Annotated in this window: 14 protein-coding genes and 1 pseudogene; 14 read left to right on the top strand and 1 reads right to left on the bottom strand. The window is 47.0% G+C overall.

Annotation, left to right across the window (positions count from 1 at the left end; all coding sequences use genetic code 11):
• Positions 1–152: 152 nt before the first annotated feature.
• Positions 153–629 carry a transcription elongation factor GreA gene (gene greA, locus KQJ18_RS05795; protein WP_003025019.1) on the top strand — a complete coding sequence of 159 codons (477 nt, stop codon included), beginning with the start codon at positions 153–155 and terminating at the stop codon, positions 627–629.
• Between the two features lie 153 nt (positions 630–782).
• On the opposite strand, the gene yhbY is transcribed toward greA, so the two are convergent.
• Positions 783–1076 carry a ribosome assembly RNA-binding protein YhbY gene (gene yhbY / locus KQJ18_RS05790; protein ID WP_003025016.1) on the bottom strand — a complete coding sequence of 98 codons (294 nt, stop codon included), beginning with the start codon at positions 1074–1076 and terminating at the stop codon, positions 783–785.
• 125 nt (positions 1077–1201) lie between these two features.
• Here yhbY and rlmE point away from each other — a divergent pair, with 125 nt between their 5' ends.
• The 13 genes and pseudogenes from rlmE to KQJ18_RS05725 all read left to right on the top strand — a co-directional run.
• Positions 1202–1831 (top strand): 23S rRNA (uridine(2552)-2'-O)-methyltransferase RlmE, encoded by a 630-nt coding sequence (gene rlmE / locus KQJ18_RS05785; RefSeq protein ID WP_006687879.1) that lies wholly within the window; start codon positions 1202–1204, stop codon positions 1829–1831.
• 99 nt (positions 1832–1930) lie between these two features.
• A complete protein-coding gene (ftsH, locus tag KQJ18_RS05780) occupies positions 1931–3865 on the top strand; it encodes an ATP-dependent zinc metalloprotease FtsH (RefSeq protein ID WP_003025013.1) in 1935 nt (644 codons plus the stop codon).
• Between the two features lie 99 nt (positions 3866–3964).
• Complete coding sequence (folP, locus tag KQJ18_RS05775; RefSeq protein WP_038634231.1) at positions 3965–4813, top strand: dihydropteroate synthase; 849 nt, start codon at positions 3965–3967, stop codon at positions 4811–4813.
• On the top strand, positions 4806–6143 hold the full coding sequence (gene glmM, locus KQJ18_RS05770) for a phosphoglucosamine mutase (protein WP_038634228.1): 1338 nt from the start codon (positions 4806–4808) through the stop codon (positions 6141–6143). The genes folP and glmM overlap by 8 nt, the downstream gene beginning before the upstream one ends.
• 444 nt (positions 6144–6587) lie before the next feature.
• Entirely contained in the window at positions 6588–7304 is a 717-nt protein-coding gene (locus KQJ18_RS05765; protein WP_216421636.1) for a type IV pilus major pilin, read from the top strand.
• 116 nt (positions 7305–7420) lie between these two features.
• On the top strand, positions 7421–9304 hold the full coding sequence (locus KQJ18_RS05760; protein WP_216421633.1) for a type II secretion system protein: 1884 nt from the start codon (positions 7421–7423) through the stop codon (positions 9302–9304).
• 30 nt (positions 9305–9334) lie between these two features.
• Positions 9335–9766: a TcpQ domain-containing protein gene (locus KQJ18_RS05755; RefSeq protein ID WP_085048649.1), complete on the top strand. Its 432-nt coding sequence runs from the start codon at positions 9335–9337 to the stop codon at positions 9764–9766.
• A 1-nt stretch (position 9767) separates the two neighbouring features.
• Positions 9768–11237 carry a type II and III secretion system protein gene (locus tag KQJ18_RS05750; RefSeq protein WP_253297458.1) on the top strand — a complete coding sequence of 490 codons (1470 nt, stop codon included), beginning with the start codon at positions 9768–9770 and terminating at the stop codon, positions 11235–11237.
• Between the two features lie 12 nt (positions 11238–11249).
• Positions 11250–11792, top strand: coding sequence for a hypothetical protein (locus KQJ18_RS05745; protein WP_038634220.1), 543 nt, complete (start codon positions 11250–11252; stop codon positions 11790–11792).
• 3 nt (positions 11793–11795) lie between these two features.
• Positions 11796–12692 (top strand): hypothetical protein, encoded by an 897-nt coding sequence (locus tag KQJ18_RS05740; protein WP_150345482.1) that lies wholly within the window; start codon positions 11796–11798, stop codon positions 12690–12692.
• Entirely contained in the window at positions 12680–13288 is a 609-nt protein-coding gene (locus KQJ18_RS05735) for a hypothetical protein (RefSeq protein ID WP_051594486.1), read from the top strand. The genes KQJ18_RS05740 and KQJ18_RS05735 overlap by 13 nt, the downstream gene beginning before the upstream one ends.
• Complete coding sequence (locus KQJ18_RS05730; RefSeq protein WP_137347336.1) at positions 13285–14823, top strand: ATPase, T2SS/T4P/T4SS family; 1539 nt, start codon at positions 13285–13287, stop codon at positions 14821–14823. The genes KQJ18_RS05735 and KQJ18_RS05730 overlap by 4 nt, the downstream gene beginning before the upstream one ends.
• Positions 14807–14939, top strand: a pseudogene (locus KQJ18_RS05725) (type II secretion protein F); the annotation flags it as partial. The gene KQJ18_RS05730 and the pseudogene KQJ18_RS05725, both read left to right, overlap by 17 nt.

Below are 14939 nucleotides of genomic sequence, written 5' to 3'. Positions count from 1 at the left end.
TCATCAAATAGAGAATTGTAGCTGACCTGGGACCTTGAGCCCCGGGTCGGTATTTTTTTGCTTCTGACTCTGGCATGGCGTATGCCAGGGTGGGCTTAGCAGCCGGGGTGAGAAGCATCGCCCCCTACAGGAATGTTCAAGAGGTATAACAAATGCAAGCTATCCCGATGACCTTACGTGGTGCTGAAAAACTGCGCGAAGAGCTGGATTTTCTGAAATCTGTGCGCCGTCCTGAAATTATCGCCGCTATCGCGGAAGCGCGTGAGCACGGTGACCTGAAAGAGAACGCGGAGTATCACGCGGCTCGCGAACAGCAGGGATTCTGCGAAGGACGCATTAAAGATATCGAAGCTAAACTGTCCAATGCGCAGGTGATTGACGTCACTAAAATGCCGAACAATGGCCGTGTTGTTTTCGGCGCGACGGTTACCGTTCTGAATCTCGATAATGACGAAGAGCAGACCTGGCGTATTGTCGGCGATGATGAAGCTGATTTTAAACAGAACCTGATTTCAGTGAACTCGCCTATTGCTCGTGGCCTGATTGGCAAAGAGCAGGATGACGTTGTCGTTATCAAAACGCCGGGCGGTGAAGTTGAATATGAAGTAACGAAGGTCGAATACCTGTAATTCGCATCTTGGTTAAGATGTTGATACATTGTAAAGAAAGGAAAAAGGCCGCATAGCGGCCTTTTATCAACGAAGAGAGCGTGGCATTTTGCTCTCCTGCTAGCGGAAAACCCCGCGTTTTACACAAACTTCGTGTGCGACTTTGGGATATTCTTAGCGTGGCAGCGAGATTTTACGTTCTTTAGTCGGGCGATACAGTACCAGCGTTTTGCCGATGACCTGTACATTGCAGGCGCCGGTTTCGCGTACGATAGCTTCCACGATCAAGGTTTTGGTATCGCGATCTTCCGAGGCGATTTTCACCTTGATAAGTTCATGGTGCTCTAACGCTTGTTCAATCTCGGCCAGTACCCCTTCGGTCAAACCATTATTGCCAAGCATAACTACCGGCTTGAGCGGATGTGCCAGACCTTTCAGGTGCTGTTTTTGTTTAGTACTCAGATTCATCGTATATTTTTGCTTACGTTGGGATTGAAAACGGGTCATTCTACCGCCATCTCCCATATATCACCAAATAGCTGTGTAGAAATTTACACCATTGGTTACGATGAACTGCCCTTTGGGAATGTGAAATGACAGGTAAAAAGCGTTCTGCCAGCTCAAGTCGCTGGCTTCAGGAACACTTTAGCGATAAATATGTTCAACAGGCGCAGAAAAAGGGGTTACGTTCCCGTGCCTGGTTTAAACTTGATGAAATACAGCAAAGTGACAAAATTTTTAAACCGGGGATGACGATTGTTGATCTCGGCGCTGCACCGGGTGGCTGGTCGCAATATGCGGTTACGCAGATCGGCAACAGCGGCCGCATTATCGCTTGCGATCTTTTACCTATGGATCCAATCGTTGGTGTGGACTTCCTTCAGGGCGACTTTCGTGATGAATTAGTCCTGCAAGCGTTACTTGAACGCGTAGGTGACAGTAAAGTACAAGTTGTCATGTCTGATATGGCACCAAATATGTGTGGAACACCGGCGGTGGATATTCCCCGGGCCATGTATCTGGTAGAGCTGGCGCTTGGAATGGCTCGAGATGTTTTAGCGCCAGGTGGTAGTTTTGTAGTGAAGGTGTTCCAGGGCGAAGGCTTCGATGAGTATCTAAGAGAGATTCGCTCCCTGTTTACGAAGGTCAAAGTTCGTAAGCCGGACTCTTCTCGCGCCCGTTCGCGTGAAGTGTATATTGTAGCGACCGGGCGTAAACCATAACCGGTAGATTTCAAACGAAAGTTTGAAAGAAACTGGATATAGAGTATCCTGACGCTGTTTTTAACACAGTTGTAATATGAGGTTAATCCCTTGAGTGACATGGCGAAAAACCTAATTCTCTGGCTGGTCATTGCCGTTGTGCTGATGTCAGTATTCCAGAGCTTTGGGCCCAGCGAGTCTAATGGCCGTAAGGTTGATTACTCTACCTTCCTGCAAGAGGTCAATCAGGACCAGGTTCGTGAAGCGAAGATCAACGGACGTGAGATTAACGTTACCAAGAAAGATAGTAACCGTTACACGACCTACATTCCGGTTAACGATCCGAAGCTGCTTGATAACCTGCTGACCAAAAACGTCAAGGTTGTCGGCGAGCCGCCTGAAGAGCCGAGCCTGCTGGCTTCTATCTTCATTTCCTGGTTCCCAATGCTGCTGCTGATTGGTGTCTGGATCTTCTTCATGCGTCAAATGCAGGGCGGTGGTGGCAAAGGCGCCATGTCGTTCGGTAAGAGCAAAGCGCGCATGCTGACGGAAGATCAGATCAAAACCACGTTTGCTGACGTTGCGGGTTGTGACGAAGCGAAGGAAGAGGTTGCTGAGCTGGTTGAATACCTGCGCGAACCGAGCCGTTTCCAGAAGTTGGGCGGTAAAATCCCGAAAGGCGTCCTGATGGTCGGTCCTCCGGGTACCGGTAAAACCCTGCTGGCGAAAGCTATCGCCGGTGAAGCGAAGGTTCCATTCTTTACAATTTCCGGTTCTGATTTCGTGGAAATGTTCGTGGGTGTGGGTGCATCTCGTGTGCGTGACATGTTCGAACAGGCCAAGAAAGCGGCACCGTGCATCATCTTCATCGATGAAATCGACGCCGTAGGCCGTCAGCGTGGCGCTGGTCTGGGCGGTGGTCACGATGAACGTGAGCAGACCCTGAACCAGATGCTGGTTGAGATGGACGGCTTCGAAGGTAACGAAGGTATTATCGTTATCGCGGCAACTAACCGTCCGGACGTTCTTGACCCTGCGCTGCTGCGTCCAGGCCGTTTCGACCGTCAGGTTGTGGTTGGTCTGCCGGACGTTCGCGGTCGTGAACAGATCCTGAAAGTGCATATGCGTCGCGTACCGCTGTCTCCGGATATCGATGCGGCAATCATTGCACGTGGTACGCCTGGCTTCTCTGGTGCTGACCTCGCGAACCTGGTGAACGAAGCGGCGCTGTTTGCTGCTCGCGGCAACAAGCGCGTCGTGTCGATGGTTGAGTTCGAGAAAGCGAAAGACAAAATCATGATGGGTGCGGAACGTCGCTCCATGGTGATGACGGAAGCGCAGAAAGAATCTACCGCGTATCACGAAGCAGGCCACGCGATTATCGGTCGCCTGGTACCGGAACACGATCCGGTACACAAAGTAACGATTATCCCGCGCGGTCGTGCGCTGGGTGTGACCTTCTTCCTGCCTGAAGGCGACGCAATCAGCGCCAGCCGTCAGAAGCTGGAAAGCCAGATCTCCACGCTGTACGGCGGTCGTCTGGCGGAAGAGATCATCTACGGTGCTGAACATGTTTCTACCGGTGCGTCGAACGACATCAAAGTCGCGACCAACCTGGCGCGTAACATGGTTACTCAGTGGGGCTTCTCCGATAAACTCGGTCCGCTGCTGTACGCTGAAGAAGAAGGCGAAGTATTCCTGGGACGTTCTGTTGCGAAAGCTAAACATATGTCCGATGAAACGGCTCGCATCATCGATCAGGAAGTTAAGCTGTTGATTGAGCGTAACTATGACCGTGCGCGTCGTCTGCTGAACGAAAACATGGACATTCTGCACTCGATGAAAGATGCGCTCATGAAATATGAGACCATCGATGCGCCGCAGATTGATGATCTGATGGCTCGCCGCGATGTGCGTCCGCCAGCGGGTTGGGAAGAACCGGGTTCTTCTAACAACAACTCTGGCAGCACCGGCAAGCCGAGCGCGCCGCGTCCGGTTGATGAACCGCGTGCGCCGGACTCTGGCACCATGTCAGAGCAACTGGGCGACAAATAAGTTATCGTTGATGATGACCGTGTTTTAATTGAAAACCCTGGGGCTTGCTCCGGGGTTTTTCTTATCTGCATACTCAAGATTTTTACCAGGGATAAAACTATGAAACTCTTTGCTCAGGGTTCTTCACTGGATCTCAGCCATCCTCACGTCATGGGGATTTTAAACGTTACGCCAGATTCATTTTCCGATGGTGGGGCGCACAACTCTCTGGTTGAGGCGGTAAAACACGCAAATCTGATGATTAACGCTGGGGCGACTATCATTGATGTGGGGGGGGAGTCCACGCGTCCTGGCGCTGCTGATGTGAGCGTGGAAGAAGAGCTGCAGCGAGTGATCCCTGTGGTGGAGGCGATTGCTCAACGTTTTGAAGTATGGATTTCCGTCGATACCTCAAAACCCGAAGTGATTCGCGAATGCGCGCGGGTCGGCGCACATATCATTAATGACATTCGTTCACTCTCGGAGCCCGGGGCGTTGGAAGCCGCCGCGGAAACCGGACTGCCGGTTTGTTTGATGCATATGCAGGGGCAACCGAAAACTATGCAGGAAGCGCCAAAGTACGAGGATGTGTTCGCTGAGGTAAATCGTTACTTTGTTGAGCAAATAGCACGTTGTGAACGAGCCGGAATCACAAAAGATAAATTGTTGCTCGACCCGGGATTCGGATTCGGTAAAAATCTCACCCACAACTACACATTACTGGCACGCCTGGCTGAGTTTCATCATTTTGAGCTGCCGCTGCTGGTTGGAATGTCACGAAAATCAATGGTTGGTCAACTGCTGAATGTGGGGCCATCCGAACGCCTGAACGGTAGTCTTGCGTGCGCGGTGATTGCCGCAATGCAGGGGGCGCAGATCGTTCGTGTCCATGACGTCAAAGAAACTGTAGAAGCGATGCGTGTGGTGGAAGCCACATTGTCTGCAAAGGAAAACAAACGCTATGAGTAATCGTAAATATTTTGGCACTGATGGGATCCGTGGCCGCGTAGGCGACTCCCCAATTACCCCTGACTTTGTGCTCAAACTGGGGTGGGCGGCAGGAAAAGTGCTGGCACGTCATGGTTCACGAAAAATTATCATCGGTAAAGATACGCGTATTTCTGGCTATATGCTGGAGTCTGCGCTGGAAGCGGGCCTGGCTGCCGCAGGTCTTTCTGCCTCTTTCACTGGCCCAATGCCAACACCTGCCGTTGCTTATCTGACGCGTGCTTTCCGTGCGGAAGCCGGGATTGTCATCTCCGCTTCGCACAACCCGTACTATGACAACGGGATCAAATTTTTCTCTATCGACGGCACCAAACTGCCGGATGCGGTTGAAGAAGCCATAGAAGCCGAGATGGAAAAAGCGATCACCTGTGTGGACTCGGCTGAGCTGGGTAAAGCCACCCGTATCGTCGATGCCGCCGGTCGCTATATCGAGTTTTGCAAAGGCACCTTCCCGAATGAACTGAGCCTGAGCGAGCTTAAGATTGTGGTCGATTGCGCTAACGGTGCGACGTATCACATTGCGCCAAACGTACTGCGTGAGCTGGGCGCCAATGTTATTGCCATTGGTTGTGAGCCAAACGGCGTTAACATCAATGAAGAAGTCGGCGCTACCGACGTCCGTGCCCTGCAGGCGCGCGTGATCGCGGAAAAAGCCGATCTGGGTATCGCGTTGGACGGTGACGGCGACCGCGTGATCATGGTCGACCACGAAGGCAATAAGGTCGACGGTGACCAAATCATGTATATCATCGCCCGTGAAGCGCTGCGTCAGGGGCAACTACGCGGTGGCGCGGTAGGTACGCTGATGAGCAACATGGGCCTTGAGTTGGCGTTGAAACAGTTGGGCATTCCGTTTGCCCGTGCGAAAGTCGGTGACCGCTATGTCCTGGAAAAAATGCAGGAAAAAGGCTGGAGTATCGGTGCGGAAAACTCAGGCCATGTGATCCTGCTGGATAAAACCACCACCGGTGACGGTATCGTGGCGGGTCTGCAGGTGTTGACCGCGATGGTGCGCAATCATATGAGTTTGCACGACCTGTGCAGCGGCATGAAAATGTTCCCGCAGCTGCTGGTTAACGTACGTTACACCGCAGGTAGCGGCGATCCGCTGGAAAATGACAATGTGAAAGCGGTGATGGCAGATGTTGAAGCGGCGCTGGGTAATCGTGGACGCGTCCTGCTGCGTAAGTCTGGCACTGAACCATTAATTCGTGTGATGGTTGAAGGTGAAGACGAGGCACAGGTATCTGAGTTCGCCCATCGTATTGCAGATGCAGTGAAAGCGGTTTAATACATAGCTATAGGGGTTAGTTTTACCTCTATTAAAGAACGTTATAATTTGTTATCAGACGCCCGGTTAATTTAACCGGGCATTTTTTTCATTCTCATGCCAGAGTAACAGGAATGACAGTATTATCGGTATTGTTTTATCGATAAGGGCTTAATAAATAAGGAAGAAGAGAAATTTATCAAGATTGACATTTAATTATTGAAAATATTCCGCATCTCATGTAAAAGTACAGCTATAAAGTACGTTTTGTTTTATTGGTTTAACTAATTCATAATAATTATACTTTCCTATAAATTTTATAAAAATAATGTATGAAATGTGTTTGCTGAATATAAATGTATTCTTAGTTTTTTTTCGTTCTGTTGCATTCTTATTTTTCCATATTAATAATATTCGAACAGGTGGCTAAGCCTGAATTTAACGGAATTAATAAGGGTGTATAACATGAGTACAATGGTTTTAAACATAAAAGGGAATATGACCAAAAAGGTCTCTAAGTTAAAAGAGATGAAGAAACAGCGAGGTGTTACGCTGTTGGAAATAATTATTGTCTTAGGGATTATCGGTGTTATTGCCGCTGGTGTGGTTATTTTAGCCCAGCGGGCTTTTACGGCTCAGGACTTGTCTGCTGTACAGGATGACTTGACCAGTGTACGTACTGCAATGAATGAAGCTTATAAAGATCAGGCTCAATATCCGGCGCAAAGCGATTCTATTAAAGGTTTGTCTAAATCCGATATCAACGATACTTCTGTATCCAATGACTCGCCAATCGCCACTCTGTTACGTATGGGTAAAATCTCTGCTGATGAAGCGTTTAACGGCTTCTCTAACGATGCGTTCCAGATGGATAACGCGTTAACGGATAGCTCAAGTTCTCAGAGAAAAGGCTTTGTTGTGGTGGTGAATGGTCTGGCGTCTGAAGAGTGTCGTAACCTGATTTCCCAGATGGGTAACCAGTGGGACTATGTTGAAGCGCTCAATACCGGTGCCGCTGCCGGGTCTGAACCAAGTATCGCTGACCGAGACTTCAGTGTGGGTAAAAGTGGTGCAATTCTTAAGACGCTGACCTCGAGTGATATTTCGCCTTCTGATATTGTTGCAACTGGCGTCTGTGACGGTCAGGGTTCTATTAACGGTGTTATCTTCGGTAGTAAATAATACTTTGTGCTCTAAATTAGAATCTGTTCTTTTTTAGAATAAAAACAAGTGGCTATTTACTGTGAATAGCCACTTATTATTTATATAAAAATGATTCATGTTCTTCAGGAATTAGTATGCGGTCCCGAAACCATCAGGCTGGATTTTCACTACTGGAAGTTATTGTTGTACTGGCAATCATTGGTGGCGCGCTAGCTATGTATACCAATTATGCCCGTAAACAAGCAGCGAAAGAAATGCGCCAGACCATCGCGAACGCGCTTGTCCAGGAGATGAAGGGCGTGATGAATTATTTGCGTGATGAAACTCTGCAAACAAAAGACGGTGAAAAAGATAACCCACTGTATGAAGCCACGCAAGGCAGCAGTACCGATTCCCAATATCGTTACCGGATAACTAATAACGTTACGGACATTGATACCGGGACCGGGACGAACTATTTTTTGTGGGGAGAGGGGGCGAATCAGCAAAAGCAACAACGTTATTTGTTCATCAGCAAAAGCTGTAACGTCTCACTTAAATCAACATTTGAACTGACACAAGAATATTTACCCTGCTCACTTGTGACGGCGGCTAAAAATCCCGCGGCGAAAATTGAACGGATTGGGTTTGCTTCTGACGATCTTAAAACCCCCTCCAGCACAATTGCGCGTATGGATGCTATTGTTGCGTTCAACTACACGGAGAGTAACGACAAGTATAGTTTTGCCAATTATGCCTCCGCGTTTAACAATGCGTTAAATAACTCAGGCCTGATTGCTTCGCATATCATGCTTGTTCGCCGGGTCAGGACGGCGGACGCCTGGCAACTGATAACGAAATCTGACGGCAGTACGCCAGTCGAGTTTTCCGATATGGCGTCTAACCTGGAGCGACTGGAAACGCAGGGAAAGGGTCAGCAACTGGGTATTCGCATCACCTTTGACATGAATGATAACGATCAGGGGAGCAATGGCGGCGGCTCAGGCACGGCATGCTGGAACACCCAGACAAGTAAAGTTGAACTGTGTTACAACCAGGAGGCAGGCACAGGTGCCCATGGCGAAGATCAGATCCTTTCGCTGGATATGACCGATCCGGAGAATTATGGTGATGAGACCAAAACGGGTACGCTAAAAGCCAATCTGGTGATGGAAAATACGTCACGGCCAGTTTTTTTATTCAAGCGTAATTATGGCGGTGATTTAATGCTTTCCGCCGACGGTAGCCCTGAGCGCTTTACATACAAAAATAACAATAATGAAGAAATTGAGGGTGATTTTTATCTGGATGATAATACCTCTTATCGTCCTTGGGATGGCAGCAGCATGGCTGGATTTGATGTTATTTCGAATTATTATCCTTCCAGTGCATATGATGCATTTGAACTTGTGACTCCGTCAGTGAGTGAATATTCTGGCTATGAACTTTTATCTGCGGATATTACAGATAAGAAAGATTATGTAGCAGCATATGATGACAGTTCAATAAACTCTGGCTTGCATCGATTTGCAGTGCAGACCTGCCCTGTTATCGAACAGGAAATTATTTTGCGTGACGCCAACGGTGACGCAATTCTGGATGAAGATGGCAATAAGGAAAAAACAAAAGTTACGCGGGCGTTATATCCGCGGTTGTCTGCCAGTATATCTTCTGTCTCAGCTTACAACGATGGCGGCATATCTGGTAGCTATGTCAAACAAAACGAGACTCGCGCCAAATTAGATGATAGCAAGAAAGTAGATTTGCTTGGCGGCGTTACTGTGCAGGTAGAGTTGGCTGAGATGGACGTTTCAAGTGGGGTTCGTCCCGATCATAACTCAGCGCAAAAATATAAATTCCCGGGCAGTAAGTATGTATGGGCAGTGACCGCAACGATGGGCCTGTATGATTCAGAAACGGGAGCAGGGTTTAGCATAGTAAACCCGCAGACAATATCTTATGTTATTACCAAATGGTGCAGTACGATACCGCAATCAGGTACGCCATATGATTTATTGACGACGACAGAATACAAATAATAGCAATCTGATAAACAGAGGGAAGATAATATGATTATCAGGAAATACTGCCTGCTTTTATTGTCGGTAATGCTTTTGCCGCAGGCTATGGCAAGTAATAATAGTTCATCAGAGATCCATATGACGGCATCTCCAGTGTCTTCTGGTGCGGTTGTTCAACATACCGGCAGAAACCCGTTTACTGGTGACACTTATCACGCGGATGCGCCTTCAGCGCCGCCACTGGTAATTCAGGAAGATAAATTATTAAGCCAGGAAATCAGAAAATGGGTGGAGGCTAATGGCTATAAGCTTTTCTGGAACAGTGCAAAAGATTACCTGGTTTATAACAATATTACGCTGGCAGGGAAATCGGATGACGAGATCCTGCAAGAACTTGGCGAGCTGTTTTTTTCTGAGAATTATGGCCTGGTAGTCAAGAAATATCAAAAAAATCGCGTTATTGTTATTGATGAAATGTAAAATGGGTGCAGGGATGAAGATTAAGACAGGGTTGTTAATATTAGCCATTTTTCTTCAGGGGTGTGTCAGCGATTTTGAAGAAAAATATGACTCAGAAAGCCAGATTCAGAAGCATTTTAAAGATGCGACCACCCAGGATGAATCAAAAGCGAAGCCGTATATTAAGTACGATCGCGCATACATAGGGAAAAAGGTGGATTATAGCGTTGAGCAGCAGCGAATCATGGGAAAACATGTCAAAATTTCATCCTATGAACCCGCCACGCTGGCAGTCATTATGGACGCTGTCTCTGCACAAACGGGAATCAGTTACCGGATCAACGAGAGTGCGATAGGCGCAAAAGCAGGTGCGTCAAATAACAGCGGTAGCTGGAATACGGCGCGTAGCGTAAAATTTGATGGCACCTTTGAGGCGTTTATCCAGTATATCGCTTCTCTTTATGACGTAAGCCCAAAACTTGATAATCATAACGTTCTTAAAATAAACGTTTATGAAACGTATGTCATTAAGCTGGACTTTTATGGTGAAAACAATAAGACAGAAACGAACCTCGATCTTTCTGGTAACGAGGCGACTTCCAGCGGCGGGTTGACCGGAAAGACCGAAACCAAATTCGAATCATCTTTCTGGGATGATGTGGAGGATATGGCGAAGAATTATATTTCTTCAGGAAACTACAACCTATTCAAAGATTCTTCTGTCTTAATGGTTAACTCAAGACCGTCAGAGTATGAGGCGCTCAATCGTGCGTTAGATAAATATAAAGCGGATAACAGCCGTCAGTTTATTGTTACCTATAAAATTTTCACGCTCGATAAATCGAAAGTGAAACAGCTTTCTGCCGGCGTTAACTTCTCTCTGGATGATGGGCAAAACACCATGAAGATCAGTTCAAGTTTGCTGGACTCATTAACGGGTGGCATATCGGCAGGCTGGAAAAACAGCAATGTTGATATCAGCAGCGGGCTGGATGCGTTATATAAGTTAACGGGTGACCGGACGTTACAAAGCGGTTCCTTTATCACGCGTAACAATATGGCGATACCGCTGAATATGACGAAGTCGCAAAATTACGTCTCCAGCAAAACCCGTACCGTCGATGACAATGGTGAGGTTAACGTCGCGGTCGAAACATCATCCATTATTACAGGGACCAGTTTTATCATCACCCCCCGCGTGCTTTCAGATGGTCGAATTGAGGTAGTGAGTGGTTTCACAAAACGGTATCTGGAAGGTATTGAAACTTATGATGATGTGCAGTTACCGAACGTAAGCACCACGGAATCATTTAATTCGTCAATTATTATGCCGGGCGATCTGCTAATGGTAGGCAAGTATGATGTGAAAGGTGAAAATGGTGGTCTGGAATATCAGGTCTTGGGTATCGGTGACAAAAATGAAGATGAATCTGCGACGATCGTCATGGTAATTGGCGTCGATTATTATCGTCAGCCTATTACTTCCCGATAGGAATAAATGGTTATGGATAAACTGTTACAGGATAATAATATCCTTACCGGTCTGCTCTGGGAACCGGACAGTATGTCTCACCTTGACCCTGGCGCGCAGGCAGCTTTTCGCGGAATGGTAAAGGCTAATCGTCGGGTAATCTATAAAGATTCTGACGGGCGTTTAGCAGTGGGTTATTGTGAGAAAATTTCTACCCTTTATGAGCCTTTTGCGATTTATATTAAAGAGTTATTTGGGGATGGCATCTATTTCTCACATGGTGATGATAATTTCACTTATCTGCTCATTATTAATGGTGGCCGGATTGTCAGTGGAACCGATTGCTTTATAGAGCGCAGCCTGTTTGATGAGCTCATGCGGCACCCGGAACAATATGAACACCTGGAAGTGACGTCGCTGACCGAAGTCCAGCTTTCTGTGGTGATAGAGAAATGCGCGGCGCATCAGCTCTCTCTGAAGCGACGTCGCAGATTCATTATTAGCTCCATTCTGGCTGGTGGTCTGATATTTTTGGCGCTGCTTGCTTTAGCACTTCATTTTCTGGTGGCGGGGTAATTTATGCTGGAAGGTCTCTATTTCTGGAAAGGTAAGAGCGGAACATTTTCTACAAGTCGAATTATAATTATTATTCTGGCTATTGCTTTACTGTTGTGTGGTGCTGGTGCAGGCTATTGGTATTATTTTATAAAGATGCCGCAAGACGAAATGCTTGCTCAGCAACACCAGGCTGCGCAGAAACTGCTTAACGATAAGGCTTCTGTACATGACTGGTATGAGAAATCATTAGAGGGAATGAGCATTGATTTCGGTATTCGCCTGATTGATGAAATTCATCGCAGCGTTATTCCGTTCGCATTGATTAAACTTCCTGTTGAGGGACGAAGCTATGGCTGTTCGCTAAAGGCGTGTCACATGACTTTTGAAATCGATCCCGCTGCTATTTTGACACAACCAGAGTTAACTTTCTTTGGTAAAACCTACGCAGCATCATTTCCTGTAAAAAAAGGAAAGAACAGGTCGAATGGGGTTTCACTTGAATACAATGACATGAAAATTGCCCGCAAAGAAAACGGCTTATTAAGCGCGTATAAGAAGAACAAACCTTTGTCGTTATATTCCTGTAATGAGGTTATCTCTTATATCAAAAGCTATAACTCAACGTTGACGGGCGGAAAGGGTAAAAAGAAAAATGGCGAGATTGTATTTAAGACCCTGCCTAAATCGACAGTCGCAGCGCTGGAAAAAACATTAGCGGGGGACGTTAAGGCTTACGGTATGCTTTCAGCAGAGTGGAACATGACGCTGACAAAACCACACTCCACATCAGTGAACGAAGGGATATTATTACAGGTTGCCTTGTATAAACAGGCGTATCGGGATGCCTTTCTTATCAGGAAGATTGAAACAATTAACGATGGAATAAAAGTATCCGGAGGATTAGTATGCAAAGCGTAAAAAATATCATCATATTTGCAGTATTAATGGTGGGATCCGGACTGGTACAGGCCGCTCCGACTACTGACTTGCCGCCTGCCCCCAAAAACCAGACCGGTAAACCAGCGCTGGTAGGCAATGGCGAGAAAGCTGCGTCTCCTGAGGTAAAAAATGTCGATGAGAAAGCCCTGAATGAACAGTCAGCGGAACTGACGATGCAGGATCATATTCAGGCTCTCGTTGAGCAGGATTATCTATATCAGTCAGAATATCGCAAGCTACAGCAACAGGTTGAACTAGAAAAAATGTTGAGCGAAATTCGTAAGCTGCGCGGTGAAGATAAAATAAAAGCGAGGGCAACTCCAACTCCCGTAATCGAAGCGAAGATCAAGACTGAAAAGAGCGCGCCTGCGGTAAATACAGGTAATAATATTGCGAAGCCGCACGTAGTACTGGAATCAGTCATTGGCGGTCTTTCTCGGGTTGCTATTGCTAATCAACGCGGTGATACATTGTTATACGTCACTCCAGGAAATGTATTTTCCATGGACGGCGCACAATACATTTTAACCAAAGATCGTAAAAACGGGTTGCAAATTAAGGAAGCTAACCCGTGAATATAGATTTTAAACGAATAACGACTGAAGATATATTTTCCGGTCTTTGGGAATATCATGAATTTGAAGGAATAGGCATTAATGCTATTCATGATGGTTATGAGTATTTATTAGTACACACTATCAATATCGATAAGCTATTTGAATACAAGCTCCAGATAAGCCGGCTGAAATCAATGCATAAACGGCCAGTCATTGGCCTGGCGATAGTAACGGAAGAAGATTATTTTCATATACTGGAATTTATCTCTCTTAAAGCCCTTAACGCTGCGCATAATGATATTGATATCACAGACACGCAAAAACAGTTGGTCAATATCTTACAGCGCGTTGTAAATATGGGGGCCAGCGACCTTCATATTACACGGAATGATGTGTTGGCGTTACTCGAGGCGCGCGTAAATGGCGTATTGATGCCGTTTATGCAGATTAAATCACAGCAGTGTGATGAACTGGTATTTGTTTTGTACAACGTAGAGGCTACAACCAGAGATACAACATGGAACCGGGCAATTCCGCAGAATGCGAATATTCTCTACAGTCTTAACGGTAAACCGTACCGCTTCCGTTATGCCCATTTTCCCATTTTTGGCGAAACGGCGGATTGTTACCATGCTGTGCTGCGTATTATTCCTTCCGGTTTGCAAAAAGATAACCTGGGCTCGCTGGATAAAATAGGCGTTTCGTCTGCCGAAATTGCCGATTTGAAAAAGATCCTTAGCAACCCTTATGGCGCGTATGTCATTGCGGGAACGACAGGTTCGGGCAAATCCACCACGCTGAAAAACCTGATGGAATGGCTACAAATTAACCGCTATGACGATCGCGGCTGCTTTTTGACGGTCGAAGATCCCGTGGAATATCAGATATACGGTGCCAAGCAAAGCTCCGTTGTCAGCGTCGAGGGGGGAGGCTTCCACGCCGCAATTAAATCTGCGTTACGCCGCGACCCGGATGTACTGATGGTGGGGGAGATTCGTGACAATGTTTCAGCTAACGCTCTGGCGGGCGCCGTTGAGAGTGGACATTACTGTTTTACCACCGTGCATGCGGGCAATATCGTTTCACTCCTGCAGCGTATGTCCGCATTAGGTATCAGCAGTGACAAGCTCTCCACGCCAGGCTTCGTTGCTGGGTTGCAGTGTCAGAAACTGGTGCCGGTGCTTTGCGATACCTGTAAGCAAGTCCATGAAGAGATTACCCTTTCCGACCGCACTTTTACTCTGTTCCGGGCAAGCGAGAAGGGGTGTGTAAAGTGTAAGAAGAGCGGTATCAAAGGACGGCAGCTGGCGATGGAGTATTTTTTGCCAACCTATGACGAACTGGCGGCTATCTCCCGTCAGGAGTGGCTTAATGTTTACACCCTGTGGCGGGAAAAAAGAAAGACAGCGGTAGGACTTGCTGAAGGGTTTGAGATCCGTGAAAAAGTCATGGCGCATGTGCTGCTTGGTCGTGTGGATGCGCGCTGGTACGCAATGGAATTTGGCGTATTGCCAACAGAAGATCTGGAGATGATCGTTGAAAAAATTCAGTAAGAAACAGCGCATCTATATCTACCAGTTTTGCGCAGACATGATTAAGGCCGGTCTGCCTTTGTATGATTCGATGCAAAAACTGCAAAAAGAAGGTCAATCTTTACTGGGGAAAGCCT

It is taken from the genome of Citrobacter sp. S55_ASV_140 (assembly GCF_018919505.1).
GTDB lineage: Bacteria > Pseudomonadota > Gammaproteobacteria > Enterobacterales > Enterobacteriaceae > Citrobacter > Citrobacter werkmanii.
Note: the sequence above shows the minus strand (reverse complement) of the source record. Positions and strands in the feature narration are given on the sequence as shown.